The 25932-nt window shown below is 66.4% G+C and carries 24 protein-coding genes and 1 riboswitch; of the genes, 10 read left to right on the top strand and 14 right to left on the bottom strand.

Annotation, left to right across the window (positions count from 1 at the left end; translation table 11 throughout):
* Positions 1-161: 161 nt before the first annotated feature.
* Positions 162-920: an XAC2610-related protein gene (locus F0U63_RS22360; RefSeq protein ID WP_395847934.1), complete on the top strand. Its 759-nt coding sequence runs from the start codon at positions 162-164 to the stop codon at positions 918-920.
* A gap of 58 nt (positions 921-978) precedes the next feature.
* Here F0U63_RS22360 and F0U63_RS22355 read toward each other — a convergent pair whose 3' ends face one another.
* Entirely contained in the window at positions 979-2058 is a 1080-nt protein-coding gene (locus tag F0U63_RS22355; RefSeq protein ID WP_395847933.1) for a DUF3616 domain-containing protein, read from the bottom strand.
* A gap of 148 nt (positions 2059-2206) precedes the next feature.
* On the opposite strand from F0U63_RS22355, the gene F0U63_RS22350 reads away from it, so the two are divergent.
* Entirely contained in the window at positions 2207-2419 is a 213-nt protein-coding gene (locus F0U63_RS22350) for a hypothetical protein (RefSeq protein WP_395848406.1), read from the top strand.
* A 302-nt stretch (positions 2420-2721) separates the two neighbouring features.
* Complete coding sequence (locus tag F0U63_RS22345; RefSeq protein ID WP_395847932.1) at positions 2722-3348, top strand: TetR/AcrR family transcriptional regulator; 627 nt, start codon at positions 2722-2724, stop codon at positions 3346-3348.
* Between the two features lie 98 nt (positions 3349-3446).
* Here the strand turns inward: F0U63_RS22345 and F0U63_RS22340 are convergent, their stop codons facing one another.
* A complete protein-coding gene (locus tag F0U63_RS22340) occupies positions 3447-3974 on the bottom strand; it encodes a GNAT family N-acetyltransferase (RefSeq protein WP_395847931.1) in 528 nt (175 codons plus the stop codon).
* Between the two features lie 77 nt (positions 3975-4051).
* Positions 4052-4336, bottom strand: coding sequence for a DUF427 domain-containing protein (locus F0U63_RS22335; RefSeq protein WP_395847930.1), 285 nt, complete (start codon positions 4334-4336; stop codon positions 4052-4054).
* Between the two features lie 109 nt (positions 4337-4445).
* On the opposite strand from F0U63_RS22335, the gene F0U63_RS22330 reads away from it, so the two are divergent.
* Positions 4446-4808 carry a DUF3565 domain-containing protein gene (locus F0U63_RS22330; protein WP_395847929.1) on the top strand — a complete coding sequence of 121 codons (363 nt, stop codon included), beginning with the start codon at positions 4446-4448 and terminating at the stop codon, positions 4806-4808.
* Here F0U63_RS22330 and F0U63_RS22325 read toward each other — a convergent pair.
* Positions 4802-5710 carry a LysR substrate-binding domain-containing protein gene (locus F0U63_RS22325; RefSeq protein WP_395847928.1) on the bottom strand — a complete coding sequence of 303 codons (909 nt, stop codon included), beginning with the start codon at positions 5708-5710 and terminating at the stop codon, positions 4802-4804. The two genes, F0U63_RS22330 and F0U63_RS22325, sit on opposite strands and share 7 nt — an antisense overlap.
* 121 nt (positions 5711-5831) lie before the next feature.
* On the opposite strand from F0U63_RS22325, the gene F0U63_RS22320 reads away from it, so the two are divergent.
* Positions 5832-6542 (top strand): glutathione S-transferase family protein, encoded by a 711-nt coding sequence (locus F0U63_RS22320; protein WP_395847927.1) that lies wholly within the window; start codon positions 5832-5834, stop codon positions 6540-6542.
* 339 nt (positions 6543-6881) lie between these two features.
* Here the strand turns inward: F0U63_RS22320 and F0U63_RS22315 are convergent, their stop codons facing one another.
* Positions 6882-8738, bottom strand: coding sequence for a chondroitinase-B domain-containing protein (locus F0U63_RS22315; RefSeq protein ID WP_395847926.1), 1857 nt, complete (start codon positions 8736-8738; stop codon positions 6882-6884).
* Positions 8739-8966: 228 nt separating this feature from the next.
* Between F0U63_RS22315 and F0U63_RS22310 the strand changes: the two genes are divergently transcribed.
* On the top strand, positions 8967-9566 hold the full coding sequence (locus tag F0U63_RS22310) for a hypothetical protein (protein ID WP_395847925.1): 600 nt from the start codon (positions 8967-8969) through the stop codon (positions 9564-9566).
* 97 nt (positions 9567-9663) lie between these two features.
* Here F0U63_RS22310 and F0U63_RS22305 read toward each other — a convergent pair whose 3' ends face one another.
* Positions 9664-10452, bottom strand: a complete 789-nt coding sequence (locus tag F0U63_RS22305; protein WP_395847924.1) for a hypothetical protein — start codon at positions 10450-10452, stop codon at positions 9664-9666.
* A gap of 76 nt (positions 10453-10528) precedes the next feature.
* Here F0U63_RS22305 and F0U63_RS22300 point away from each other — a divergent pair, with 76 nt between their 5' ends.
* The gene (locus tag F0U63_RS22300; protein WP_395847923.1) at positions 10529-10801 is read left to right on the top strand and encodes a hypothetical protein; all 273 of its coding nucleotides are present in this window, start codon (positions 10529-10531) and stop codon (positions 10799-10801) included.
* A gap of 67 nt (positions 10802-10868) precedes the next feature.
* Here the strand turns inward: F0U63_RS22300 and F0U63_RS22295 are convergent, their stop codons facing one another.
* Genes F0U63_RS22295 through F0U63_RS22285 form a run of 3 tightly spaced genes read right to left on the bottom strand, consistent with a single transcriptional unit; the run spans position 10869 to position 13766 of the window.
* Positions 10869-12674 (bottom strand): serine/threonine protein kinase, encoded by a 1806-nt coding sequence (locus F0U63_RS22295; protein WP_395847922.1) that lies wholly within the window; start codon positions 12672-12674, stop codon positions 10869-10871.
* A gap of 16 nt (positions 12675-12690) precedes the next feature.
* The gene (locus F0U63_RS22290; protein WP_395847921.1) at positions 12691-13551 is read right to left on the bottom strand and encodes a DUF2381 family protein; all 861 of its coding nucleotides are present in this window, start codon (positions 13549-13551) and stop codon (positions 12691-12693) included.
* Positions 13552-13598: 47 nt separating this feature from the next.
* Positions 13599-13766 (bottom strand): hypothetical protein, encoded by a 168-nt coding sequence (locus F0U63_RS22285; protein ID WP_395847920.1) that lies wholly within the window; start codon positions 13764-13766, stop codon positions 13599-13601.
* A 394-nt stretch (positions 13767-14160) separates the two neighbouring features.
* Here F0U63_RS22285 and F0U63_RS22280 point away from each other — a divergent pair, with 394 nt between their 5' ends.
* The gene (locus F0U63_RS22280) at positions 14161-15180 is read left to right on the top strand and encodes a hypothetical protein (RefSeq protein WP_395847919.1); all 1020 of its coding nucleotides are present in this window, start codon (positions 14161-14163) and stop codon (positions 15178-15180) included.
* A 271-nt stretch (positions 15181-15451) separates the two neighbouring features.
* On the opposite strand, the gene F0U63_RS22275 is transcribed toward F0U63_RS22280, so the two are convergent.
* From F0U63_RS22275 to F0U63_RS22255, 5 genes are all read right to left on the bottom strand, one after another.
* A complete protein-coding gene (locus tag F0U63_RS22275) occupies positions 15452-16711 on the bottom strand; it encodes a toll/interleukin-1 receptor domain-containing protein (protein ID WP_395847918.1) in 1260 nt (419 codons plus the stop codon).
* A 337-nt stretch (positions 16712-17048) separates the two neighbouring features.
* A complete protein-coding gene (locus F0U63_RS22270; protein ID WP_395847917.1) occupies positions 17049-18206 on the bottom strand; it encodes a trans-sulfuration enzyme family protein in 1158 nt (385 codons plus the stop codon).
* Positions 18118-19245: a trans-sulfuration enzyme family protein gene (locus F0U63_RS22265; protein WP_395847916.1), complete on the bottom strand. Its 1128-nt coding sequence runs from the start codon at positions 19243-19245 to the stop codon at positions 18118-18120. Before F0U63_RS22265 ends, F0U63_RS22270 begins: the two co-directional genes overlap by 89 nt.
* Positions 19246-19284: 39 nt before the next feature.
* Entirely contained in the window at positions 19285-21786 is a 2502-nt protein-coding gene (gene thrA / locus F0U63_RS22260) for a bifunctional aspartate kinase/homoserine dehydrogenase I (RefSeq protein ID WP_395847915.1), read from the bottom strand.
* Positions 21787-22111: 325 nt separating this feature from the next.
* Positions 22112-22233: riboswitch (SAM-I-IV-variant riboswitch) on the bottom strand.
* Between the two features lie 143 nt (positions 22234-22376).
* Positions 22377-23534: an RICIN domain-containing protein gene (locus F0U63_RS22255; RefSeq protein ID WP_395847914.1), complete on the bottom strand. Its 1158-nt coding sequence runs from the start codon at positions 23532-23534 to the stop codon at positions 22377-22379.
* 484 nt (positions 23535-24018) lie between these two features.
* Between F0U63_RS22255 and F0U63_RS22250 the strand changes: the two genes are divergently transcribed.
* Positions 24019-25092 (top strand): SGNH/GDSL hydrolase family protein, encoded by a 1074-nt coding sequence (locus F0U63_RS22250; RefSeq protein ID WP_395848405.1) that lies wholly within the window; start codon positions 24019-24021, stop codon positions 25090-25092.
* Positions 25093-25186: 94 nt separating this feature from the next.
* Positions 25187-25888 (top strand): 2OG-Fe(II) oxygenase, encoded by a 702-nt coding sequence (locus F0U63_RS22245; protein ID WP_395847913.1) that lies wholly within the window; start codon positions 25187-25189, stop codon positions 25886-25888.
* Positions 25889-25932 lie beyond the last annotated feature (44 nt).

The raw sequence follows: 25932 nt of genomic DNA, 5'->3' as shown, positions 1-25932 counted from the left end.
CCGTCAATTTCGTCCGCCGCGGATGGTATCCGGCGGATGGTGTCAAAGAACTCGTTTCGGCGCCGCAGCCATGAGCAAGAAGCGTTCCAGCAGCGGCTGGAGGCAGGCGAAGGCTGGTCGCCTGAAAGGAGCTCTGTAAAGCTCGCGGAATGGAGAGCACGATGAACAGGTATCTGCCGAGAGGACTCCTGGCGGGTTTCCTCTTGTGCACGAGCAGCGCCGTGAACGCCGAGAGCCCTGCCCGGGCCTTCGTCCGGCTCGACGAGGCAACCACCGGGCGTGTCGAGCAGGCCGTGGAACTGCGGATACAACGCTCCGCCGATGGCGAGCAGGGCTACTCCGTGAAGCTCTCCGGCAAGTGGCGGGAGGGGGCTTGTCGGAGCTGGGATTCGTCTGGACTGAGCGCGCTGCTCGTCGACTTCGACTTCGATGGCCACGCCGATCTGTGGGTGACGGGCTTCACCGACGGCCAGGGACGAGTCCGCTGCTCGGACGTCTGGTTGTACAAGCCTCCGCTGAAGCGCTACGAGCGGCACTCCGAGTTGTCGAGCCTCCAGAATCTGGAGATCGACCCAGGCGCGAAGCAACTGGAGGCCGGCATGTGGAACTGCGGTTGTGCCGGAATGTGCTTCTTCCATGAGACCTACGGGTGGACCGCAGGCGCACTCTCGAAGCTGTCGCGCCGGGAGCAGGACTGTGGGTCAGAGGGCATCGTGTATCGCGAGTTCTCGCTGGACGCTGGAGCCATGAAGCGCACCCGTGAAGTCAAAGGCGAGCCGGGTTCCGAGGAATACGACCGCCGTCAACAGGGAACCCTGAAGTTCCTCGACTGGGGGAGCGTCAAGCAGCTCCGCCGGTGGGAGGCGTCCCGAGCAGCCACGACGAAGCCCGGCGGCCCTGGCTCCGGTTCGCGTCCGTAGGGGCGCGACTCGAAGTGGGCGGAGGGCCGCTTCACCTCGTCGCTCGCGCTCGTGGCCCTCAGAGCCGGAACACGTCCGCGAGCACGCCGTCCGGCCCGTAGCGGCGCTGCGGCGAGGGCGTATCGTAGACGACGAGCACGGAGTCGTTCGGCGCGAACCAGGAGAACACGGCCACCCCCTCGGCGTTGTCGTCCCTGCTCCCGTTCTTCAGGTCGAAGAGGGGCTCCAGCACCCCCTGCTCCTGCACGTGGAGGGTGTCTCCCGAGAGCAGCAGGCCCTTGTGTAGCCGGAACAGCCGGATGGGACCATCCACCGGCATGGTGGGCCCCGCGAGGATGAGCAGATCCTCTCCATGGCGGCACAGCTCGCGGATGCCCAGACCATCCAGGTCCAGGAAGTGTTTCTGGTAGGCGCCGCCCTTCTTCGTCCGCCGGGGCGCGAGCAGGCCATGGCCCACCTCCTCCACCTCCATTTGCAGCAGGACGGCGTAGCCTCGCAGCACGGGGCCCCGGAGCCCGAGGAAGACCTGGTCCCCGTGGACGGCGAGCCCCTCGATGTCCAGCCCATTGTCCTTGCTGGGGATGGCGAGGGCCCCATCCGGATCGTCCGGCGAGGCCGGCGCGAGGAAGGGCCCCAGATGGGCGTCCTGGCGCAGCAGCTCCACCAGCACGTTCACCCCCGAGTCCTGCCGGCCCTCCGCGCGCATGAGCTTCGCCGGGCGGGCCGAGCCCGACGCCTTCTCCGGCAGCGGCACCCGGGCGAGCAGGAAGCGCCAGGGCTCGTGCTCCACGGTGGCCAGCCGCTCCAGGTCCTTCACCATCGCCTTGCCCTTGGGTTTCTTCCGCTTCGCGCTGTGCGAGCCCACGAACCACAGCTGTCCGTCCTGGAAGTCCAGCGCCTCGAGGTCCACTTCCTCGCGGACCTCCTCTCCGAGCAGATCCGCCATGGGGAAGTGCCGGTGCTCTCCGAAGACACGCGGGCTCACCGGGGCGAAGCGCTCGAGCGAGTGGTGCTCGTCCGAGGCCACCCAGAGCCCGCCATCCGCGGAGAACACCGCCGCGGAGAGATCCTCGTGGAGCTCCTCCTTGCCGGAATCGAACCGCAGCAGGACACGACCGAGGAGTGGAGCATGCAGCATGGAAGTCCTCCGGGCTGGAAGCCTTCCGCTTAAGCATGACCCTCGGGCGAGGCAATAGCGGCGGCCTCCACCTGTTCTGGCGCCAACCCGGGCCCGGTGACCAAAGTCGCGATAGGAACAGGCCGTGGCCGACTTCACCCAAGAGCAGATGGATGCGGCGCTCCACCGCGCCAGCCAGGAGCTGTGCTTTCCTTCCTACTACGAGGCCTGTGTCCGGCCCCTGCTGCGCAACCCCGAGGGGCCTTGGCCCCGGTGTTGTGCTGGCGGCTGCGAGCCTTGTGCACAGAGCTTGATCCGCGTCGCGCTGCGCACGCTGGAGCTCCTGGGCACGCCCCGCGTGACGCCCCTTCCGGAGTGGTGATGCGGAGCGCCGCGCCCCGGGCGCTCATGCCGGAGTGCACGTCGTCGTCGGTGCGTGTCGCTCCCTCGCCCTGGGCCCAGAGGAACTTCCCGTTCTCGAGGATCAGCGGATGCGGCACGCTCCGGGCGACGTGCTGAAGACCGCGCCGATCCTCCGGGTTCCTACCCTTAGTAAGTTACCAAAAGCAGGACCGCCACGGTTTTTTCGGAGGGAGGGCCCGGGGGCGGCGACACGGCTCGTGCCGCGCGCCTGGCGGCGCGTTACAGTGACTTGACACCGGTTCAGGTGCGAGCCGCGCTGCCATGAGCGAGACATCCAGCAAGAAGCTGCCGAAGGCCCAGAGGCGCGACCAGTTGCTCGACATCGCGCAGACCATCGTGCGCGAGGAAGGGACGGATGCGTTGACGCTCGGCTATCTCGCCCAGCGAGCCGGCGTCAGCAAGCCGGTGGCCTACGAGCACTTCAAGACGCGTTCCGGGCTGCTCATCGCGCTCTACGCGGAGATAGACGCCCGGCAGGTCAAGGTGCTGAGGGAAGCGCTCGAGCGCACACGGCGCCGGCTGGAAGACGTCGCCCACGTGGTGAGCCACGCCTACATGAATTGCTACACCTCGGTGGGTCCGGAGTGGCATGCCATCTCGGCCGCGCTGAAGGGCGACGAGGAGATGGAGGCCTTCCAGCGGGAGCTGCTCGACAGCTACGTGGCCCTCTATCGAGAGGCGTTCGCGCCCTTCACGAACCTGTCGAAGGAGGAGCTCCACCTGCGCTGCGTCGGAATCGTCGGCGCGGCGGAGGCGATTTCGCGGGAGATGATTCGAGGCCGCGTCGAGGAGGCCAAGGCCGCCTCGACCCTGGCCGCGCTCATCATCCGGGGGCTCTCCACGCATCCGAATCGGGCGAAAGGGAGGTCTGTGGAGGGTGAGGGCTGAAGCGCTGGCACCTCGAGGCCCTTCCCCTCTGGCGTCTGCCCGCGGTGTGGAGGCAGGCGCGGGGGCCGGGGTTGGCCTCAATGTGTGTCAGGAGGACTTCATCGCGCGAAGCGCAAGACGAAGGCCTCGAGGAACACGGAGGGCGTGTCCAGGTCGGCCGACGGCTCGCGGATGAATCCGCGGCGCTGGTACATGCGCGCCACGCCCTGCGCGCCCCGGCGCACGTGCAGGCAGATGGCCGAAACGCGCCAGTCCTCGCGGGCCATGCGCTCGGCCTCCTCCAGCAGGGGCGTCGACAAACCCTGGCCGTGGAATTCCACGGAGGTGGCCAGGTGCCGCAGGTCCGCCGCGTCCGGCAGCCACGCCTCCGAGCCCGGTGCCCCCGGTGGCCACAGCGCCACCGTGCCCACCACACTGCCATCCACTTCGGCCACCAGCACCTTCGCCACCGCTCGCTTGCCCGCGACGTCCCGGAGACTGCGCTTGCGCTCCTCCGTGTAGACCACCTCCGGTAGCTTCTTCGCGTACTGGGTGATGAAGGCCTCCACCAACAGCTCGCCCACGACCGCGTCGTCCTCAAGCCGGGCTTCGCGAATGACCACCCGCTTCTGCAGATCCGTGCTCATGCGGCGGCCTCTATCATGCCAGGCACCTTTCGGTGTGACGCTGACGGACCGTGCCCCAAGGGCCCTCCGATGGATGCTCAGGGAGTGAGCTCGACGTCTCCCCAGAACCCGATCCAGTGGTCAATCCGCTTCATCGACGCCTGGGGTGCCTCGTAGGACCAGGCCGCGCGCTCGCTCCGGCCGCTCGCGTCCGAGACATCGTAGAACTGGACGCCATGCGGACACGCCCGGTCGCTGTCCGTCTTCGGCGCGGGCCGAAGCAGCCCCATCTGGACCGACGCGCGCGGAAAGTAGTGGTAGCCACCGACCTCGACGGTGTCGGAGCTCTCCGCGATCACCCTGCCTCGTAATGTCGCTCTCATGTCGCGAGTATTCTAACGCCTCGAGAGGAGACGCACCGAGGCATCACCGATTCGCCGTTGGCCCGGAACGAGTTCTTTGACACCTTCCCAGAATGAGGATGCACGTCCGATGAAGCAGAAGATGACGGGATTCCACCTCGATGGTGAGAACCACTGGGTCGCCGAGCTCGAGTGCGGCCACCGGCAGCACGTGCGCCATGAGCCCCCGTGGATGGAGCGCCCCTGGGTCCTCACGGAGGAAGGGCGGCGCAGCCGTCTGGGCATCGAGCTCGACTGCAGACGTTGTGACGAGGTCGGCCATGCGGTCGCCGAGGCGGTGCGCGAAGCCCTGGCGGCGGCCGCCCGGCAGGCCTACGAGGAGGCGGGCATGAGCGGCCTGTGTGCCGAGGGCCGCTGGGAACTCGCGCTGGATGCGATCCGCGCCGCCGGGCTCACCTCGGCGATCCACCGCGCGCTGGCACGTCCTCACTGAGCGCGGGCTCGCCCCTTCTGGGCGAGACACTCGATCAGGAACTCCACCGTCGCCCGGACCCCGGGCAACTGGCCGCGCCGGTGGGGCATGAGGAGAGTCGTCGTCACCCTCCCCGCCTCCCACCCGGGCAGCACCCGGATCAACTCGCCCGAGCGCAGGGCCACACGACACATGCTCTCGGGCAGGCAGGCCACGCCGAGCCCGGCCTTGGCGGCTCCCAGCAGCACGGTCGATTCGTTGGCCGCCATGACGGTGATCGGACTGACCTCGACGCGCTCGCCCGCGGGGCCGAGCAGGCGCCAGCCCGTCGAGTTCAGCGCGGCCACGAGGCCATCATGGCGCCCGAGCTGCTCGGGCCGCTCCAGCGGTTCCCGCGCCGCCAGGTAGTCCGGGGTGGCCACGAGGATGATGGGCTCGCTCACGAGCTGCCGCTGGACCAGACCCGAAGCCGGAAGCGGTGTGAAGTGGGAGCGCACCGCGATGTCGTAGCCCTCCTGCACGACGTCCACGAAACGGTCGGTCACGTCCAGCTGCACCCGCAGCTTGGGGTAGGCGCGCGCGAGCTTCGGCAGGTGCTCGGCCAGGTAGAGCTGGGCCGTCGGTACGCTGGCGGTCAGCCGGACCGTGCCGCTGGGCTCGGCGACGCGCCCGCGCACCACCTGCTCCGCGGCCTCCGCCTCGATCAGCACCGCACGCGCGCGCTCATGGAAATCACGCCCCACCTCGGTGAGGGTGAAGCTGCGCGAGGTGCGATGGACGAGCCGGGCAGCCAGGCTCGCCTCGAGCTCCGCCACCCGCTTGCTGATGGTCGCCTTCGGCACGCCGAGACGACGCGCCGCCGCCGCGAAGCCTCCGTGTTCGATCGCGGCCACGAAGAGCGCCAGGTCGTTGAGGTTGAGCATCGAGCCCCCAAAGTCCATACGGGTAGACGTTGCGTCGCCGTTCTAACCTCTACCCGGGCAAAGTCCACGACGACAGAGTGATGGGACCCGAATCAACGGGCTTTCAACCACGGAGAATCTCGTGTCCCCCATCCTCTTCTACGGCGTCCCGTCGGGCTGCTCGTTCGGCTCCATCGTCGCGCTCGAGTGGCTCGCGCGGCCCTATCGGCTTTGCCGCATCGAGATGCCGAGCGTCGTCACGAGCGACACGTACAAGCGCATCAACCCCCTCGCGGAGACGCCCTCCCTGATGACGGCCGACGGCAGGGTCATCAGCGAAACCATCGCCATCCTGAATCACCTCGGTCCGCTCGGTATGGACCGGCGGCTCGCCTTCCCCCAAGGCACCCACGACTTCGACCACTGGAACCAGATGCTGGCCTTCCTCAACACGACCTTCTTCGGCTCGTTCAGCCCGCTCTGGTATGCCTACGAGCACGCGTTGAAGCCGGAGGCGAAGCAGGCGCTGACCGATTACGGCCGAGCCAAGGTCGAGAAGGCCCACGCCAGACTCGAGGCCCTGCTCGGCGACCGCCCCTGGTTGCTCGGCGAGCACCGCACCTGGGTGGACGCCTACTTCATCGGCATCGCCCGCTGGACCAGGTACCACGACGCGGTCGACCACCGTGCATTCCCGAACGTGCAGCGGCTCATCGAGAAGCTCGAGGCCGATCCGGCCGTGCAGTTCGCCCACGCGATCGAGCAGCAGCGGCCAGCCGTCTCGGCGGGTGGCTTCGAAGGCGAGGTCCGTCTCGAAGAAGCAGTGGCGTCCATCCGGCGCGCTGCTGCCTAGAACCCTACCAGCGCTCGTGCCACTCCAAGCCATCCCGAGCGATGTTCATCGATCCAGACATTGATGATCATCAATTGTGCGGAGCACCTCCCGTCAGCGAGGTCCTCCCGCAGGTCCTGCAAGCGCCGTGATAGGACGGGGCCTGACTGATCCACTACCTTTGCAGCCATGACCAACAGCATCTCGCGGGACTGCAGTGGCTCATGGGCAAGGCGGAGTCGGCGCGTCTCCGCTGAAGAACTGTCGGCAACGGAATGAGTTCTTTGACACCTCCTCGGGCCTGAAGGAGCGCACACTCAGCGCGTGCGCCCCCGTCAGTCTGGTGCCCGACCGTCATCCTCAAGGGGCATTCGGGCCGACATCGGCCGACGACAACGGCGCGTGGTCGATGGGGTCGGTGGAGTACTCATCCGCGCCGACGTCGTTGGCGGCGCGCAACTGCCCATCCATGTCTTCCGCGACGTAGGTGTACGAGCCCGTCGCCGCGTTGATGGCCTGACTCGTGGAGCTCAGTTTCTGCAGACCGTTGACCGCGGTCAGGGACGGATTCACGTTGCGGATCTCACTGGACGTCCGCGACTTGTTGCTCAGGGCCGAGCCGTACCCGATGTTGCCCTGGAACAGGGTGTTGCTCGTCTTGAGCTCGTTGTAGAGGGTGCCCGTCGTGTTCCGGATGAGGTTGTTGGCGACCTTCGAGTCCACCGGTGCGTACGTATATTTCCTCCCGATGAGGAGGCCCGCCGTGCTGTCGACGACCGTGTTGTTCACGACCTCGGCCCGGTAGACCCTCCAGTGTTTGCTCAGATCGCTCGCGGTATAGGTGCTGGAGGTCGGCCCTCCGTCGAAATCGCCCCCGTCGATGAGGAGCGCGTCATCGGTCAGCTTCGCCAGGTAGTTGTTGTAGACCTTGTGGTCGGTCCCGTAGAGCCGGATGCCGCCCACGCCGGACTTGCTGCCATCACCCAGGATGAAGTTGCCGTAGATGCTGTTGTTGTTTCCGTGCCGCGCGGTGAGCTGGCCCTGCGACGTGATGATCGTGTTGTAGCGGATCGTGTTGTGGCCGCTCTTGATGGAGATGAACTCCGGGTCCCCGTCGCAGTTCTCGAACAGGTTGTACTGCACGGTGGCGTGGGCGTCGAGCAGTGACAGGGCGGACAGGCCGAGGCGGATGGTCTCCAACCCGTTGGCGAGGCGCGGCCCGACGTCGTGGAAGTAGTTGTACTCAATCACGTCATACTGGGTCATCTGCGTGGAGTAATTGCCATCCAGGGCGATGACCGGATCGATGTTGCTCTTTCCGCCGAAATCGTTGTGGTCGATCCGGTTGTGGTGGCTCCCGGAGCCCTTGATGAGCAGCCACTTGATCTGGGTGCCGTCCTCGATCAGCGCGAAGGTGTTCCGGGTGACCCGGATGTTGTTGGAGCCATCGAGCACGAGGGCGCTGTTGCCGGTGTTGGTGAACTTCAGGCCCGAGATGACCACGTGGGAGGAGCTGGCCACCTGGAGGGAGGCGCCGCCGGAGATGATGGCCTTGCCCCGGTTCGCGGCCTTGAGGGTGATGGGACTGGAGGAGGTGGCGTTCTTGCCCTTGAGGACGAAGGCGCCGCTGTTCGTATAGGTGCCGTCCGCCAGGACGATGGTCGTGCCCGCGGTCGCGCTGGCGAGGGCCGTGGTGAGTTGAGCGGCGTTGGAGACGTTCACGATGTTGCCCGAGGGCGCTTCCGCGGCGCTCCCGTGAACCTCCACCTCCAGGTAGCTGTTCCAGGCGTTGGAGGAATTGCCATACCCCACGAGCCTCACGTACCGCGCGGACCCGACATCCGGGAAGTCGAACGTCTGGAGGCTGCTCGTCAGGCTGCTCGTCGCTTTCGAGCGCACGGTGGAAAACGTGGTGCCGTCCGTGGAGGTCTGGATGTCGAAGGTGGAGGTCCGCGAGGCGCCGTTGAGGAAGGCGATCTTCACGAAGGCCACCTTCTTGGGGGCACCCAGGTCGAGTTGGAGCCACTGTCCATCTCCCTCCGCGGACCAGCGGGTGGTCAGGTCTCCGTCGACGGTATTGGCGGGGATGTTGCCATCATCCGTGCTCGCGGTGACGGAGGTGGGCGGAATGGAGAACCGCTCATCCGCCGCGAATCCCGGGAAAGGAGTCAGACCCAGGAGCAAGCTCGAGCCGATCACAAGTTGCCGACGTGCCATGTGCATTCCTCTGAGGTGCGTCACAGTGTCGGCCAGCTATACATGATTTCCTGTTTCTACTGGAACAACTCGCTCATGACGCACGTCCCCGGGATGGGTGTCAGACGACTCGTAGGTACGGCTCGGGGAGCGTGAGGGAGCGCACGAGTTCTTTGACACCTCCTCGGCCACACCTCCTCGCGGACACTTCCTCGCGTGTATCCTGACGCCGCGAGAGGAGACTCACCAATGCACCACCCGATTCGCCGTTGGCTGCCCCTGTTCTGCCTGATGTCACTGGTGCTTTCCGTGTCCGCCTGGGCCAAGGCGCCCCCACCCCTGAAGACCGTGAAGCTCACGGTGAAGGAGCGGGAGTCCCTCCAGGGATTGGAGGCCTTGTGGGGCACCTGTGAGAGCCGCCAGCTCGCCGAGAGTCAGCTCTTTCGTCTGCAGCAGAAGGGCTCGGTGCTCGATGGGAAGGTGTTCGTGGCAGGCACCTGCATGGACGCGGCGGGAAAGGTGAGATTTGGCCTGCTCGCGGGCAATGCCCTGGCGCAGTCCCTGCCCGAGCACCGCGCCAACACCTGGGGCATCCACGAGGTGGAGGCCGTGGCCTTCCCCGACGTGGATGGCGATGGCCGCTCGGACATCGTGACCATCGTGTCCGCCATGACGGGCGTGGGTCCCGAAGGGGCCGTTCCCTTCAATGTCGCGGACGTGTGGTTCCAGACCGAGGACGGCAGGTTCGTGGCGGACTCCCAGGCGGAGGCCGTCCTGGAGGACGTGCGCAATCCCACGGTGAAGACGGCCATCGCGGCGTTGAAGAAGGCTCGCGTGCGGAGCAAATGACCGGCCAGGGGGCCCCGGTGTCAGACGATTCGTAGGGGGACTCGGAACGAGTTCTTTGACACCAGGGCTCTCGGACCGCCACCCCAGAGGGAGGGGGTTAGGAACTTTTGAGTTCCTTCGAGCCACGCACGGCCATGGACATGGGAAAGAGGGCGCGGTGGTTGATGTTGGAGTAGTACACCGCGAGGTAGAACTCACCCGCGACCTTCACCCATGTTCGTTTGGCTGGGTGGGCCTGTCTCATCAGCCAAGCTTCCGCTTCTTCGAGCGTGGAAAACGAGGCTTCGGCTTCGGGCGGATCGAACTCCTCGAGCCAGGCGAGATACCGGTGGAGACGGCGATTCCATGGCAGGCGCCGGAAGTTGGTTTCGCGGTCATACACCACATCATGGGGTTTGTTGCCGATCAGCACCTCGGCGAAGAGAGGTGGGCTCGGATGTTTCTGGAGCCATGCCTCGGCCTCGTCCCACGTGTCGAACGCGGCCATGACATAGGGCGGTGCGTTGGCCTCGAGATGTTCGAGGAAATGAGCGAAGGCTTCGTGCTGACGGGTCGAGGAGATGAAGCGAAGCGCGTCGAGGATGACCTGAATGGCCGGCTGTTCATCCGCGGCTGTCGGATCATCGAGAAGCCTCTCGAAGAAGGCCTCTGTCTTGCGCAGCTGTTCGTGCAACTGCGTGGAACGCTCGTCGGCGGCAGGAGGAGAGCCGTGATGCCAACCACTCACTCGATAATCATCGAAGGGATACCATTGGCCCGTGGCGGAGATGAAATCCAGGGCATCCCGTGCGAGGCCGAGAATCCGCGCTTGATCTAGAGACTGCCCGTCGTTCCAACGTCTTCCAATCGTCTGCTGTGCCTCCGAAAGGATGAGCGGATTCGTCATGGCATCACCACCAGGGAGCGGAGTTCGGATGCGGTATCGTAGGATGCGAGCATGACGAAGGGTCGGAAGGTGTGAAATGAAGACGGAGGAAAGCGCGCTGTGGTTCTGTGCGAAGATCAAGGCGATTCGGACCGAGGCAGGACACGACGTAGAAAAACTCGAGGCGCTCGCTCAATCCCCGAAACTTGTGGCCGAGGCTGCGGCTCGGTTTCCCGACGACCCTTTTCTTGCAGCACAGGTTCGCACGGCAATTGAGTTGGAACTCCCTCTGGCGAGGAGGGGAATCTTCCTGCTGGACGGTCCGCCGACGGATGAGCAGCTCGCGGAACTCCACCGCCAGAACAAATGAGCGGTCTGGGAGCGTCAAATCAGAGCGCCGCCTCAGCGCACAACGCAGGCGGCGCCCATGGGCCCCCTCACGGCCAACTCCAGACAGCGCTCACCGGCAGCACCCGCCTCAACACGGCGGCCCCTTCCTTGGAGCCTTCAAGCTTGGGCACGCGCCCGACATGGTCGCCCAGGATGATGCACACGGGGTACTGTCGACCATCAGGGAGCACGGCCAGGGTGTAGCGGCCCATGACAGCCGGGCGCTTCTTTTGCACATCCATCTCGGAATACGTGTCGTAGATACCGGGGCCTGTCCAGAGACGGCCGTGGAGCAGCGTCCCCTCGGGCATATTGCCATCGCCCTCCACGATTTGGCTGACGACGGGTCCATCCTGGTAGACCCCCGGCACGCCCAGGCCGCTCGGCTGGTTCACATCCACGACAGCCCGAAGTGTGCTGCCCAGCCGAATCTTCAACTCCTTGAACATGGCCTCGGTTGCCTCCCTGGGGCAATCAGCGGGCTCTGGGGGCTTCACCTGGGCGGCGGGGCAGCCGGCGCCGACGACAGCACACAGCCAGGCGGCGAGGAAACTCGAAGGGGCAGAGCGCGAAGGAGTGGGCACAGCTGGGCTTCCTTTCTCGGGGCCAGACCCAGGCAGCAGCGCCTCGGGTGGGGGTGCGAGTGTGGAGCGCACCAGCCACAAGGCAAGGCCGAGCACGATCAGACCCGCGAGTAGGACCCTGGGCCACGTTGTGCGCCTCGGGCGGGCAGGTGCAGCGGGGGGCTCCTGAGGAGCCGCCTGGGACTCTTCCTTCGCAGGCTCAGGCGGCGGAGCCTCCTCTGGCTCCTCGGACGCCGTCTCCGACGGCTGGGCTGGCTGTTCCGCTACCTCCTGGGGCGTTGGCTCCGCTGCTGGACTGCCCTCAACAGCGAAGAGCGGCCGCCTCCAGGCGGGGGACTGCCTCTCCTTCTCGGCGGCTTTCTCCAGCGCCTCGAGCAGCGCCTGGGTGTCCGGGTACCGGTCCTCGGGCCGTTTCTCCAGCAGCTTCATGGCGATGTCGCTCAGGGAGCGCGGCGCCAGGGGATTGAGGAGGTGCGGGGCCTTTGGAGGACGGGTGGCGATGGCGGCCACCAGTTCCTCGTCCGGCAACTCCGGATTGAAGGGGTGCAAGTCCGTGAGGCCCTGGTAGAGCAACACCCCCAGGGCGTACAAATCCGCGGCCACGCCCCCTTGGAAGGCTTCGCCTCGCTTCCACGCCTCGGTGCGGGTGTAGGCCAGGAGTTCGGGCGGAACCAGGTGCAGGACGCCCTCGGGCAGGCCCAGCGTCTTCGTGAGCGCCCCCGGCAGCCGCGCGGTGCCGAAGTCGATGAGGAAGGGGCGGCCGTCCGCACGGCGGATGAGGATGTTCTCCGCCTTCAAATCCCGGTGGTAGACGCCGCGCGCGTGGAGTACGCCCACGGTTCGCACCACGTCACTGAAGGTGTCCACCAGCCCAATGGCGTGCGGAGGCGTACGCCAGCGCCACTCGTGCCACGTGTCCCCCTCCACGTAGTCGGTGATGAGGAAGGGATAGCCCTGGGCGGGGTTGGGCCAGAAGTCCACCCCGTACACGCGCAGCAGGTTGGGGTGCGACGAGTAGGTGAAGAGCGCTGCCGCCTCGCGCGCCAGCTGCCGGTAGGCGCTCTTCTCCTCGACGTACTTCTCTTCTGAGAAGCCCTCCTTGGATTGGGTGATGGGGCGCAGCGCCATCTTCATGGAGTACGGGTGGCCGTCGCGCTCCACCTTGAAGACGCGGGAGGAGCCTCCACGGCCCAGTACCTGGACGATCAGCCAGGGGCCCACCACATGGCCGGGTTGGAGGTGGTCCGGGTGCAGGGATTCCATCGTCATGGGGCCTGCCTCCTTTCTAGAGAGCCACGTCGAGGGTGGGGAGGGGCCGGACGCCGCTCTTGTCCAGCAGCTCGAGACGGAAGACATCGCCCACCTCCCAGGAGGGGGCCTCTGGCTCCACCGTGACGATGCCCTCTTCACCCGGCGCGAGCTGTGCCTTGTTCATGTCCACGGAGAGGACCTTCACGGCGGTACCGTCCGCACGGATGAGCCGCGCCACGCCTGGCCTCCAGGGGCTTTGCCCCGGAAGGTTGCGCACACGGACGACAGCGAGAGCCCAGGAACTGGCGCGATACCCCTCTCCGCCCGCCACCTCCAGCCCACCCCACGCGCCCTCGGGTGCACTCATGATGCGTCGGGCCTGCACTCCGTACGGGTCCAGCCGCCCGGAAAACACGAGCCCGGCCAGCCCGCTCGAGGCCCGAAGTGTCGCGAGCTCCGCCTCTTTCTCCGCCAGCGCCGCCTCCAACGTCTCGACGGTGCGCGGGCGGCGCACCACCTCTACCTCCTTGTCCACCCGCGTGGGGTGGGAGGCGAGCACGAGCGTGACACCCGCCGGGGAGGCTCCGTCCTTGTAGCGCACCCGCACCACCAGCTTCTCCTCGACGCCCAGGTCGACGGAGGGCTCCAGGGCGACCAGACGCTCCCCGACATCCACCCAGCGGAAGCGCATCGGCCGACCCTCCACCTCCACCGAGGCCTTGTCGATGGGAGCGTCGAAGCGGATGTAGGTGGCGGTACCGGCGGCCACACTCACCTCCGGCCCGGCCTCCTCCGGGTTGCCGGAGAGGGTCACACGCCGCTCCTGGCGCTCGCGGGCGGGGGGATGGGGCTGAGCTGCTGCTGTGGCTCCAGTCAGAACAAGCGTGAGCGGCAACCACGGGAAAAGTCGGGTCAGGGCTGGGCACCTCCGAAGTCACGAACCTAGCAGATGCCGCAACCAGGACGGCGCGCCTTCGTCGCTCCAGCAACGGCCGTGCCCATCGTCAGCACCGCCCCTGTCGCCAGCCGCGAGAGGGTGCGCACCTTCTCCGCATAGGGCTTGGCCTGGGCATCACCGGTGCGCTCCCCTCGTGCACCGTCCTCTCGCATGGACGCCCCCCCGGTGGCGCGTCGGGCCAGCGAGCATCCCTCTCATGGGGTAGCTCGTCGCGCACGCCGTCTGCAGACCGAGGAGCACCAGCACCACTGCGCGCGAAGCCCACCACGGCCTGCCCTTCGAACTCCGCTGATCCTCAAGCTGCCCACCGCCGCCCTCCCCCGCCCCAGGACTTCGGTACTCATTCGCCATGGCGCTGGCCTTTCCCCCAGGTGAAATAACCCTGAAGGATAGGATGCGGGCCACCCAACCCGAGATGGGTGTCAGACGACTCATAGGTACGACTCGGGGAGCGCGAGGAAGCGCAACAAGTTCTTTGACACTTCCTCGGGACCACTCGTCCTTTGGAAGCTTGCCAAAACTACACATGCCACGGAGAACAGCGCCATGAACCCGCCGCCCTCTCGTTACAACGGTCCGTTTGACGTCTTCTTCGAGCAGTTCATCGAACCCAACCTGCCAGCTCCTGAGGTCGTACTGGAACTGCACGCGGATCTTCGTCGCTATGTCGAGGAGTTGGACCCCATCTTCTTCCTACGCGAGATTTCAGGGGTCGAGCGATTGCGACGAAGTGGCAACCTCTTCCCCCCTCAAGTTGCATCAGGCGGTCGGGTAGCTTTCACCGACAATTCTCCCCAGTGGGCCCTCCACGCACTCGCATATAGGAACGCGCTACCTCAGGGGTCTGGATTCTCTGATTGGCTCAGGCGACGAATGCCCTGCCACATGTTCGACGTCCGCAGGGACGAAATCGGCGAGACGTTGAACGACTCCGGCTGGCATGCAGCCCACATCTTCGAGGTCAAGAATGGGGACACCACCTGGAGGTCCTGGGGCAGTGACGAGTTGGTCCGGCGATTCGTCCGCAATGTCCATCCCTGCAACTTGCTTCTCCTGCCCAAGAGCGACTGGCAGCGCTTGGGCAGGCAGGCAGACCTGCTGGCCTTCGCTGTAAACCGCTATCGAGAGCGTTACGGCAGCGTCCTTGACGAGGCGCTTGCGTGGATGGGCGCCGCTACGCCTGAATCCGGCAGTGTTCCGAGCATTCGGTACGAAGCGGTGGCCACCGCCCCCAACGCGGCTCCCAACACCCTGGTTCTGAGAGAAACCGCGGCGGGGCGCATCCACATCCGTAAGTTCGGCGTCCGATTCGCTGGACTGGACGGACGGGACAAGTTCTCGGTCGCAGTCGAACTTCTCAATGGGACGGTCTTTGGACCACTGAATGACGTTTCAGTGCTCGACCTGTTCTCGCGCCTGGATGTCAATGGCGAGAACTTCCGAAATAACAAGTACCGCTCAACCGATTACTTCTTCGTCGAAGGCGACGAACTCCGGGGCAAAACTTGTTGCGCACAAAGTCTAGCGGAACGGTTGCACGCGCTCCGACGCGGAGCGGCAGCCTAATCTGCTGGTGGAAACGGAACTGACCGTGCGGAGGCTGGCTCCGCCCGCCCCTCGGCAGTTTAACGCGCTCCTCGTCCGTGGTAAAAGACTTCAGCTTCCTGCTCGGGAGGCCTATGCGGTCACCTTCGTGCCCTGGGCAGAAGGTGTCGGCGGACGGACGGGCGGTGTCAAAAAACTCGTTTCGACACCGCACACCTACGAATTGTCTAACACCTTGTTCGGCTCTGCCACCACCTCACAATGCCGAGGACCGTGGCCCCCAGGTCACGCATCAACAGTTCCCATTCTCGAACCGCCGCACAACAGTTGTGTAAGTCTGCTCAGGAATCTTGCTGTAGTCGAACAACATGAACATTGGTGCCGTCAGTTGTGTTACATGCTCGACAAGGCGCTCTTTGACTTGACCCAATACGACAACAATCTCGGCATGACATTCCGCCTCATGGGAGATTTTATCCACCGGCGCCATGAGATACGCATTTGTCGCACTGGTTAGCCTCCGGTTCGCCAACCCATGATGAGAAACGCGCACACTGACTTGGGCATCCGGCGCCACTCCGAGCCCCGTGTAAAGATTCAACGCAAAAAGCAATGCCTCGGTAACACGCACGATGCGCGTGTCGAAATAAATCTCGTTTTTTGTGCATTGGTCTTCGAATAAGCTCTGCTTAAGAAAGAAGGCCCCATTGGAGCGCAATGCCCAGTAGTCATATAAGGACCGTTTCGTCATGGCGTTCTGCCCAGACGTAATCTCAGCTCTAATGCCATCCATGTGCGGCTTGGGTTTGTATGCCGCGACATTTGGAATTACCATGCCGATGGGCCGACCGAACGTGTGGATTTCTGAGTTCTCAACACATGTGAGCAACTCCGGTTGCGACTTACTGATTGAGATATGAGGCCAAAGGCGCAGTTCCATATTGGCTGTGTAACCAGCCGCAGCCAGCCCTTTGATGGCCGAGGAGGCCTCCCGGTCAAACCATTGATCATCGAGCGCCGCGTTATTGCCAGGGGGGATGACGCCAACAGATTGCGGTGTGGGTCCAGACGTATGAAACGGATTCGGGCCAACAGGGCGCTTCGTCAATGCAGGGGCGCCGTGAATAGCTCTCAGCAACTCCTCGCGTTTGGCGACATACGAGGCGTCGTCATTGAAGTTGATGTAGACACGGGGCCCGAGGAAGCGAGGCACTTCGATTGAGGACTTGTTATTTCTAATAATGGGAATAAACTTCCGCGTGTCGATGTTTTTTACAACTTCGGCAGTGACTACGAGGCGCTCAAAGCCAACGCCGCCCTTTCCGGCCTCGGCCTTTTTGACGTAGTTCTCCGAGCAAATGAGCAGCACTTTGGCGGACTCAAGGATTCCCGCTTGCATAAAGAGCGAAAGATCCTGGCCGGGTTCGAGATCGAGTTGATCGATTATGGCGTCAACGCCATTGTCGCGGAGATCATTGGCGAGGGTGAGCACCCATGATTTGTGCTCCGGGGTGTCATGCGAGTACGAGATAAACACGCGCGGCGCGCTCATTGAAGCCTCCGAGTCATCGGGTTGACTGACCCGGAGGCATACTGCGGCTGCATGTAGCGTCGAGTTTTCGTGTTACCGAACGGGTGTCGCATGCAGTCAGACTAGCCGGTCATGGCGCAGGCTACACTGCACCACATGTGCACCCGGGGGCGACATGCGCCTCGGGGGAAACATGAGGTGTTCTCAACCCCAGATGAGCAACCGAGGCAGGCTCAGTTGCGAGGCAGCCAACGCCACCTGGGCCCGCTGACGTCCGTGGCGCCATCATCCAGCGTGGCGAAATCCACAATGATGCCGAGCCGGTGCGGCTCATGCCGCCCTCCCCTGTGGGTGCCGCTCACGCCGCCACGCGCACCGCTTGTCCCAAGGCGAGCGCGAGGTCCTCCTGGAGGTCCTCCAGATCCTCCAGCCCCACCGAGTAGCGGATGAGCCCATCGGTGATGCCGCGCCGCTGCCGCTCGGGCGCGGGGACGGATGCATGCGAGTGGCGGGCCGGCACGGTGACGATGCTCTCCACCGCGCCCAGCGACACGCCGAGCAGGGGCAACTGGAGCGCCTCCACGAAGGGGGCCGCCCACTCGTCGCGCGCGAGCCGGAAGGACACCACCGCCCCCGCCCCCGGGTAGAACACCTCCTTCACCTCGGGCCTGTCCGCGAGCCAGCGGGCCAGCCCCGCCGCCGTCTTCACCTGCCGCTCCAGGCGCACGCCCAGCGTCTTGATGCCTCGCTGGAGCAGGAAGCAGTCCTGCGGGCCCAGCACCGCGCCCACCGCGTTCTGGAGGAAATACACCTCCTGCGCCAGCGCCGCGGTCTTCACCGCCACCGTCCCCGCCACCACGTCACTGTGCCCGCCGAGGTACTTCGTGGCCGAGTGCACCACGATGTCCGCGCCCTCGGTGATCGGCCGCGACACGTACGGCGACAGGAACGTGTTGTCGACGATGAGCAGCGCGCCACAGGAGCGCGCGAGGATGGACATCGCGAGGATGTCCGTGCGCTTGAGGAACGGGTTGCTGACGCTCTCCACCAGCAGCGCCTTGGTGTTGGGACGAATGGCGGCGCGCACCGCCTCCGGGTCGCTCGTGTCCACGAAGGTGGCCTTGAGCCCGAAGCGGCTGAACACTCGCGTCAACACGCGGTAGGTGCCGCCGTAACAGTCGTCCGTGACGACGAGGTGGTCCCCCGCGCTGAACAGCATCAGCACCGTGGAGATGGCGGCCATGCCGGAGCCGAAGGCAAAGGCGGCATGGGCCTCGTCCAGCTCGGCGAGCACTCCCTCGAGCGCCTTGCGCGTCGGGTTGCCCGAGCGCGCGTAATCAAACTCGCCGGGTTGATCCAACCCCGGTTGGTCGAACATGGAGACCTGGTAGATGGGCACCGCCGCCGCGCCGGTGGCGGGATCGGTCTCATGCCCGGTGTGCAGCAGGCGCGTCGCGAAGCGGGTGGGCACAGCGGGCACCTTCGAGCGCTTGGGCCAGGTCGGCGATGATGTCATGACAGTCCTCGATTCCCACGGAGAGGCGAAGCAGTTTGTCGGAGATGCCCAGTTGCTCCCGGCGCGCGAGGGGGATGTCGGCGTGGGTCTGGGTGGTTGGATAGGTAATGAGTGTCTCGACGCCGCCGAGCGACTCGGCGAAGAGGCACACCTGGACGGAGGCGAGCACCCCGGGCACCAGGGCCGCCTCGGTGACGTTGAAGGACAGCATGCCCCCCACGCCCGGGTAGAAGACGCGCTCCACCAGCGGGTGCGTGGCCAGCCACGCGGCCACCTCGCGCGCGTTGGCCTGGTGCTTCTCCATGCGCAGGGCCAGCGTCTTCAGTCCGCGAATCACGAGGTACGCGTCCTGCGGCCCCAGGATCGCGCCAATGCCATTCTGGAGATACGCGAGGCGCTCGCCCAGCGCCGCGTCGCGCGCCACCAGCGCGCCCGCCACCACGTCGTTGTGCCCGGCGAGGTACTTCGTCGCGCTGTGCACCACGATGTCCGCGCCCAGCTCCAGCGGCCGCTGCAGCCACGGCGTGAGGAAGGTGTTGTCGACGATGAGCAGCGCCCCGGCCTCGTGCGCGATGTCGGCGATGGCCGGAAGGTCCGCCGTCTTCATCAGCGGGTTGGTGGGGGACTCCACGACGATGGCCCGCGTGTTGGGACGCAGCGCGGCCCGCACCGCCTCCGGCCGAGTGGTGTCCACGAAGGTGAAGGGCACGTGGAGGATGCGATCCACCAGCCGGTACGTCCCGCCGTAGAGGTCCTCGGTGAGGAGGATGTGATCCTCCGGCCCGAAGAGCTGGAGCGCGCAGTGCAGCGCGGCCATGCCGGAGCTGAAGGCGAGGCCCTGGCTGCCGCCCTCCAGCCGGGCCAGCGCGTCCTCGAGCGCGCTGCGGGTGGGGTTCTTGGTGCGCGAGTAGTCGTAGCCGGTGGACTGGCCGAGCGCGGGGTGCTGGTAGGTGGCGGACTGGTAGATGGGGACGGCGACCGCGCCGGTGGTGGGGTCCCGGCGCACGCCCGCGTGGACGAGCGCGGTGGCGAGTTTCATGGAAGGGGCTCTTTCATTCGGTGAAGGCTAGGGAAGAGGTCAGCGGCCGCGCAGCGCCTGGGAGATGCGGAGGATGTCGGCCAGCACGCCCGAGGCCGTCACCGCGCCGCCCGCGCCCGCGCCGCGCACGACGAGCGGAAAGTCGCTGTGGCGCGTGGTGGTGAAGGACACGAAGGACTCGGAGCCGCGCAGGTCCGCCCCGGGCTGGCCGGCCTCCACGGGGGCGGGGCCCACGCGGATGACGGGCGAGCCGGTGCCCACCTTCGACGGATCGATGCGCGCCAGGTAGCGCAGCACCGTGCCGGCACTCCGGCAGCGCGTGACACGCTCCGCGAAGGCCGCGTCCAGGGCCTTGAGCCCGTGGAGGAACGTGTCCACGGAAGCGCCGGGCCGCGGGTCCTCGGGGACGAAGGGCTCCAGCGCCACGTCGGAGAGGGACAGGGGCAGCCCCAGCTCACGGGCGAGGATGAGCGCCTTGCGCGCCACGTCCGTGCCGCTCAGGTCCTCGCGCGGGTCCGGCTCGGTGAAGCCGCGCTCCTTCGCGGTGCGCACGGCCACGGACAGCGGGACGCCGGCCGTCAGCTCGTTGCAGATGAAGCCCACGCTGCCGGACAGCGACGCGGTGATGAGACGCACGGTGTCGCCCGTGCGCACGAGGTTGGCCAGCGTATCGATGACGGGCAGGCTGGACGCCACCGTCGTCTCGTAGTGGTAGGCGACATGGTGGCGCCGGGCCTCGGCGAGCAGCGCCTCCCGCTCGTCCCACGGCAGCGCCAGCGGCTTCTTGTTGGCCCCCACCACGTGGATGCCCCGGCGGAAGGCCTCCGTGTAGAGCGCCTCGATGCCGCTCGCGGCGGTGCAGTCCACGAGGATGGGCACGGGCAGCCGGCGCAGCTCGTCCAGCACCGGCACCAGCGTGCGCGTCTCCGCGTCCACCGGCTCCACGCGCGCCAGCCGCTCCTCCAGTCCCTCCAGCGGCAGACCCGCCGCGTCGAACAGGGTACGCCGGCTGTCGGCGAGGCCCACGACTCGCAGGGCGATGCCGTGCTTGTCCTGGAGCAGCGCCTGCTGCGCGCGCACCTGCGCCAGGAGCTGGCCGCCCACGGTGCCCCGGCCGAGCAGGAAGAGACTCACCTGCTGGTGCGCCAGGTTGAAGGCCGCGTGCGTGGTGCGCACGGCGATGGCGGTATCCGCCGCGTCCACGACGCAGGAGATGGAGCGCGAGCTGGCTCCCTGGGCGCTCGCACGCACGTTGACGCCCACCGCGCCCAGCGCGCTGAAGAAGCGCCCGGCCACGTTGGCGCCCTGCCCCATGGCCTCGGCCACCAGCGTCAGCAGCGTCACCGGCTCGCGGAGGGCGAGGGGCTCCACCTCGTTCCGGGCCAGCTCCTGGGCCAGCTCGCCCTCCAGGGCGCCCCGGGCACGGAGCAGGTCCGGCCGGGGGACGACGACGGCGATCGACTGGCCATTGGCCGACTGCGTGGACAGCCACACCGTGACGCTCGCCTCGCGCAGCGCGGCCAGCACGCGCTCGCCGAGCTGGAACTGGTCCGACAGCTTGCGCACCTCGATGCCGAGCAGCGCGAGCTCCTCGCGGGTGGCGATACACGTGGGCCGCTGGCCGTCGCGCGAGCCGATGGCGTCGATGAGCGTGCCCGGGTGGTCCGGGTGCATCGTGTTGCGGATGCGCAGGGAGATGCCCGCCTCGATGAGCGGAATCATCGTGCGCGGGTGCAGCATGCGCACGCCGACGGCGGCCAGCTCCAGCCCCTCGCCGTGGGTGAGGTGCGCCACGGGGTAGGCGTCGCTCACGAGGTCCGGATCGGCGGTGTGCAGGCCCAGCACGTCCGTCCACACCGTGACTTCCGTCGCGCCAATGCCCTGGGCCACCAGCGCCGCGGTGTAGTCCGAGCCATTGCGCCCCAGCGTGGTGGTGCGCCCGTCCGGCGTCGCGGCGATGAAGCCGGGCAGGACGGGCACGGAGGCCCGCCAGCCCGCCACGGCCGCATGGAGCCGCTCGCGCGTGAGCGCCACATCCACCCGGGCCGCGCCGAAGCGGTCATCCGTCACCAACAACTCCCGAGCGTCGCGGAAGGTGGCCTCGGTGCCCGAGGCCGTGAGCAGCTCCGCGAGGAGCGTGGCGGAGACCAGCTCGCCGAAGGAGAGCACCCGGTCGCGCGAGGCCGCCGAGCACTCGCGGGTGAGGAAGAGGCCCTGGAGGAGCTGACGCAGGGGCGTGAGCAGGGTCTCCACCCGCGCCGCGAGCGCCGTGGAGCGCGCTGGCTCCAACGCGGCGGCGTTCGTCTTCGCGAGGTGGGCGATGCGCGCCACCACGGTCAGCGCGCCCTCGAGGTCTCCCTGGGTGGCGAGCCCCGCCGCCTCGAGGAGCCAGTCCGTGGTGTCGCCCATGGCCGAGACGACGACGGCGAGGGGCCCTTGTTTCGCGTGTGTACCAATCAGCTCGAGGACCTGACGGAGCCGCCGGGGCGAGCCCACGGAGGAACCTCCGAACTTCATCACCTGGAAGGGAGCGCTGCTCATCTGCGAACCTCTGGAGGGCCACGCGGGCCCGGGAAGACAGTCAAAGGCAGACACGGCCCGCGCTCCGGGCACACGAGGGCCCGTCGCGGCGCACGCGCGCCCACGGCATGAGAGGAATGGGGAGGAGATGAAGCCCTGGCGGACGCGGACTAGCGTTCGCCGTAGGGCCGGCGCATTCGAGCGCTGCCCGCGCGGAGCTGGCGCATGCTCGCGGCCGGGACACGGCACGGCATGAGGCGATCAGCGGCGGCGTTCAGGGATGCGGCACGGGTGGACGGAACCACGGGAGGGTCCTCTCTCACCGAAGCGGAGGGGTGGCCCCTGCTTCGGACGCTTGGATTGCCCGGGAGGTATTTCTCCTCGAGCCGCATCGTTTGGACACCTTGGAGGTCCGACTCCAGGTTGTCGAGCCACCGCGTGAAGCGGAGGCCGCTCTTGATGCTGGGACAGCAGATAAAACACACGGCGGGCGTCTGTCAATCTCTTCTTGCTTCGTCTCCGGGTTCTGCGGGTCCTCCCCTTGCCCCCCTGCCCCGCGGCACCTCCACGAGAAGGGCCGGGAGGCGGGGCGAGCCACGAGCGGCCTTCGGTCAGGGCGTTTGAAACGACCACTGTTGATTCGTGCCGCCGGTCCATTCCCACTGCTGAACATTTGCTCCGTCCGCCGTGGAGCCGCCGGACACCTCCAATGCCGACCCACTGCTGCTCACGGGTGCGAGGCGATAGAACCCGCCCCCCGTGGCTGTGATTGTCCAGTGCTGGTTCGCGGCGCCCGTATACGTGCGGATGTCGACATTCGTTCCGTTGGCCGTCGATGGGCTGGTGACCTGCAGCGCCTTGCCGCTTTCCACGCCGATGATCTGATACACGCTGTTGCCCAGATGGGTCAGCGTCCAGCGCTGATTGTTCGCTCCGCCGTAGGACCACTGCAGCACATTGGTGTTGTCCGCCGTCCCATGCCCCGCGACATCGAGCGCTTTGTAGGGGCTATCGCGCGGAGTGATGCGGTAGGTTCCGTCGGCGATGATTTCATTGCCGTCGCCGCCATCGTCGCTCAGGAACTGTGTCAGCGGTGGATACCACTTGTTCGCGAGCTTGACGATGCCCGCGTCGTTGGGGTGCACGCCATCGCCCGTATCCGTGGCCGGGTTGAAACCGGTCCATTGATCCACGACGACGATCGGCGAAGCCGTCGTGCTCTTGCTCGCCGCCCAGCCGGGAATCGCGGCGTTGAACTCGATGGTTCGTCGCGGACAGTCCGCGCAACTACCGGGCGCCACTGGAATGATCTGCGCCACCAGGATCTTCATGCTGGGATTGCTCGCGCGCATCTGATCCACGAGCTTGCTGAAGGCAGCCAGGATCTGGCTGGGCGTTCGCGCGCTCCAGACATCGTTGGTTCCGAAGTGCATGAGCACGATGTCCGGGCGTGTCGCGCTCAACCAGCCGGGGAGAAGATTCTGATCCGCCACGCTGGTGGCCAGATATCCACCATGGCCTTCGTTGTCACCGTCGTAAGCGACACCGCACCCCTGGGGCGGCAGCGTGCCGACGAAATCGATATTCGTGAAGCCAGCGCTTCGCAGTTGGTTCCACAGCAGCGCACGCCAACACCCCGGCGATCCGGTAATCGAATCCCCGAGCGGCATGATGCGTGTCTGTGCATCCGCTGGTCGCGGGCAGGCAAGCAGCACGAAAAGCAGAACAGCCAGGATGTTCGTCAAGCGCAGCGCATGAGTCCGATACATGACACTTCCTCGTGTACGATGCAGAACTTCCAATGATGCGCGAGCGGGCGCATACGCCCGTGCGGGGGGAATGATAGTGCACTACACGATGAAACCTGTCAAAACGCTTTTTTCGTGACAACACTCCTTAGTCAGCGTGACTTGAAAATCACACTACGACTGTCAATCACTTGCCTTGACGTGCGGCACCCAGCCATTCGTGTCGGAGAACGACTCCTTTGACACCTTTCCCAGGACCTTCGAAGGTCCCTCCTGGTGCGAACCAGACACTGAGCCGCCAGCTCGGTGGAATGGACAACCCTCCAGGCAGGCCCCTCTCTGGCCCCTCCTGAGTGAGCTCCCTACGTTGCGCCTCCCCACTCCTCGGGAGGCGTTACGAATGACACGGCGAATCCCAGTGCTCACTTGGGCTCTCTCGGTCCTGCTCGCCTGCGGGGGGTGGCCTCCGGAGGCGCCCCTGCCCCAGGAGCTACCGGGCTCCGTGATGCCTCCGACCCAGGTGTCCTCGCCTGGGCTCACCTGGGTGACGGTCCCCGCGTCCGATCCAAGAATCCAATACATGGGGCGGGTGGATGTCTCCGATGCGTCCGCGGTGTTCTCCTACCCGGGAGTCTCCACCAAGGTCCGGTTCAAGGGAGACGCGATCGCCTTGTTGTTGAAGGACCGGAGCACCGGCGACAAGCGGACGACCAACTACTATCAGGTCACGCTCGATGCCCAGCCGCCCATGAAGTTCGCCGTCCACGGGGAGCAGGCGGTGTATGAGATGGGCTGGAGCCTGACGCCGGGCGAGCACACCCTCGAGCTCGTCAAGCTGACGGAGAGCGAGGTCGGCACCAGCGAGTTGCAAGGCTTCAAGGTCCACGGAGAGCTCCTGGATCCTCCGGCCCGTCCGGCCTTGAAGCTCGAATTCATCGGGGACTCCATCACCTGCGGCTACGGAAATGAGGCGTCCATTCCGGAAGCCAACAACCCGACGACGGGCTTCCACTCCATCAACCAGAACATCACCCGCTCCCATGGCTGGCTCACCGCGCGCAACCTCGGCGCCGAGGTGATGACGGTCTGCTATTCGGGCCGGGGGATGTACCGCAACAACACCGGAGACACGGCGGGAACGCTCCCTCAGCTCCATGATCGCGTCCTTCCCAGGCAGGCCACCCCGCGTTGGGACTTCGCGCGCTACACGCCCTCCATCGTGGTGCTCAACCTGGGCACGAACGACTTCGCCCCGGGCACACCAGACGCCGCCCGGTTCACCGCGGCCTACCAGGACTTCGTCGCCCGGCTCCGCGGCTATTATCCCAAGGCGAGGATCATCTGCGCCGTGGGCCCCATCATGAACGACTGGTACCCCTCCGGGCAGAAGCACTGGAGCAAGATCCAGGACTGGGTCTCCTCGGTGGTGAAGGACTTCAACGCCCGGGGGGACGCCCGCGTCCACTACCTCGCCTATGCGCCGCAGCAAGGCCCCTACGGTGAGGACTGGCACCCCTCGGCCGCGACCCAGGAGGCCATGGCCACCCGGCTGACGGACTTCATCCGCTCGCTGAAATGAGCGCGAAGCCCCCTCGGCCGGTGGGGACTCAGCTCGAGGCGGCGGATGGCTTCCCGTGGAGGCGGCGGAAGTCGAACCGCGTAGACTCACGAGGGTGAGCGAGTACGTCACCCATCGCGGCGTCCTGCCAGGACAGGCGCTGGAGTCCCTGCGCGGCGCCCTGCTCTCCTCGCGCTTCGTGGCGAGGAGCCCCCTGATGGGCACCTTCCAGGGCAGCCGCGGCTTCGCCCTCATCTTCACGGAGGCGGGACGCGCCACGCTCGAGGAGCGCTTCCCCTTCCTTCGCGACTACCTGGCCCAGGTGCTCGAGCCCCGGAGCTGGCGGGGACTGCTGCCCTGGCGCGAGCGGCTGCTCGGCCCCAGGCCGGAGCGGCTCCGCCCCAATGCCTTCTACCTGAACCTGCTGCTGCTCGAGGCGGGCCGGGGCGTGGGCCGGCACATCGACGCGACCTTGCAGGAGCCCAGCGGCGTGCCGGGAGCGACGCCCGAGCACGTGAGCGTGCTCTACCTGAACGTGCCCGAGGGCGCGAAGGGAGGCGCGCTGGTGCTCTCCCGGGGACAGCTCGCGCTCGGCGAGGTGCGCCCGCGGCCGGGCATGCTGGTGCACTTCCGGGGCGACCTGACGCACGAGGTCCAGCCCTTCACCGGTGGCCCCGAGGGCGAGCTCCGGGCGAGCCTCGTGTGCGAGCAGTACGCATTCGCTCCCGAGGCGCTGGCGCGGCTGCCCGCGTTCCGCATCCAGTCCAAGGCGGGCTTCTCCGCGTACCTGGAGGAGCACCGCGCCCGGAGCGGTTGAGGCCCGGAAAAGAAAAAACCCCGTGGACTCATCGTCCACGGGGC

The organism is Cystobacter fuscus, from assembly GCF_044360685.1.
Classification (GTDB): Bacteria; Myxococcota; Myxococcia; order Myxococcales; family Myxococcaceae; genus Cystobacter; species Cystobacter fuscus_C.
This window is presented reverse-complemented; position numbering and strand designations above follow the sequence as displayed.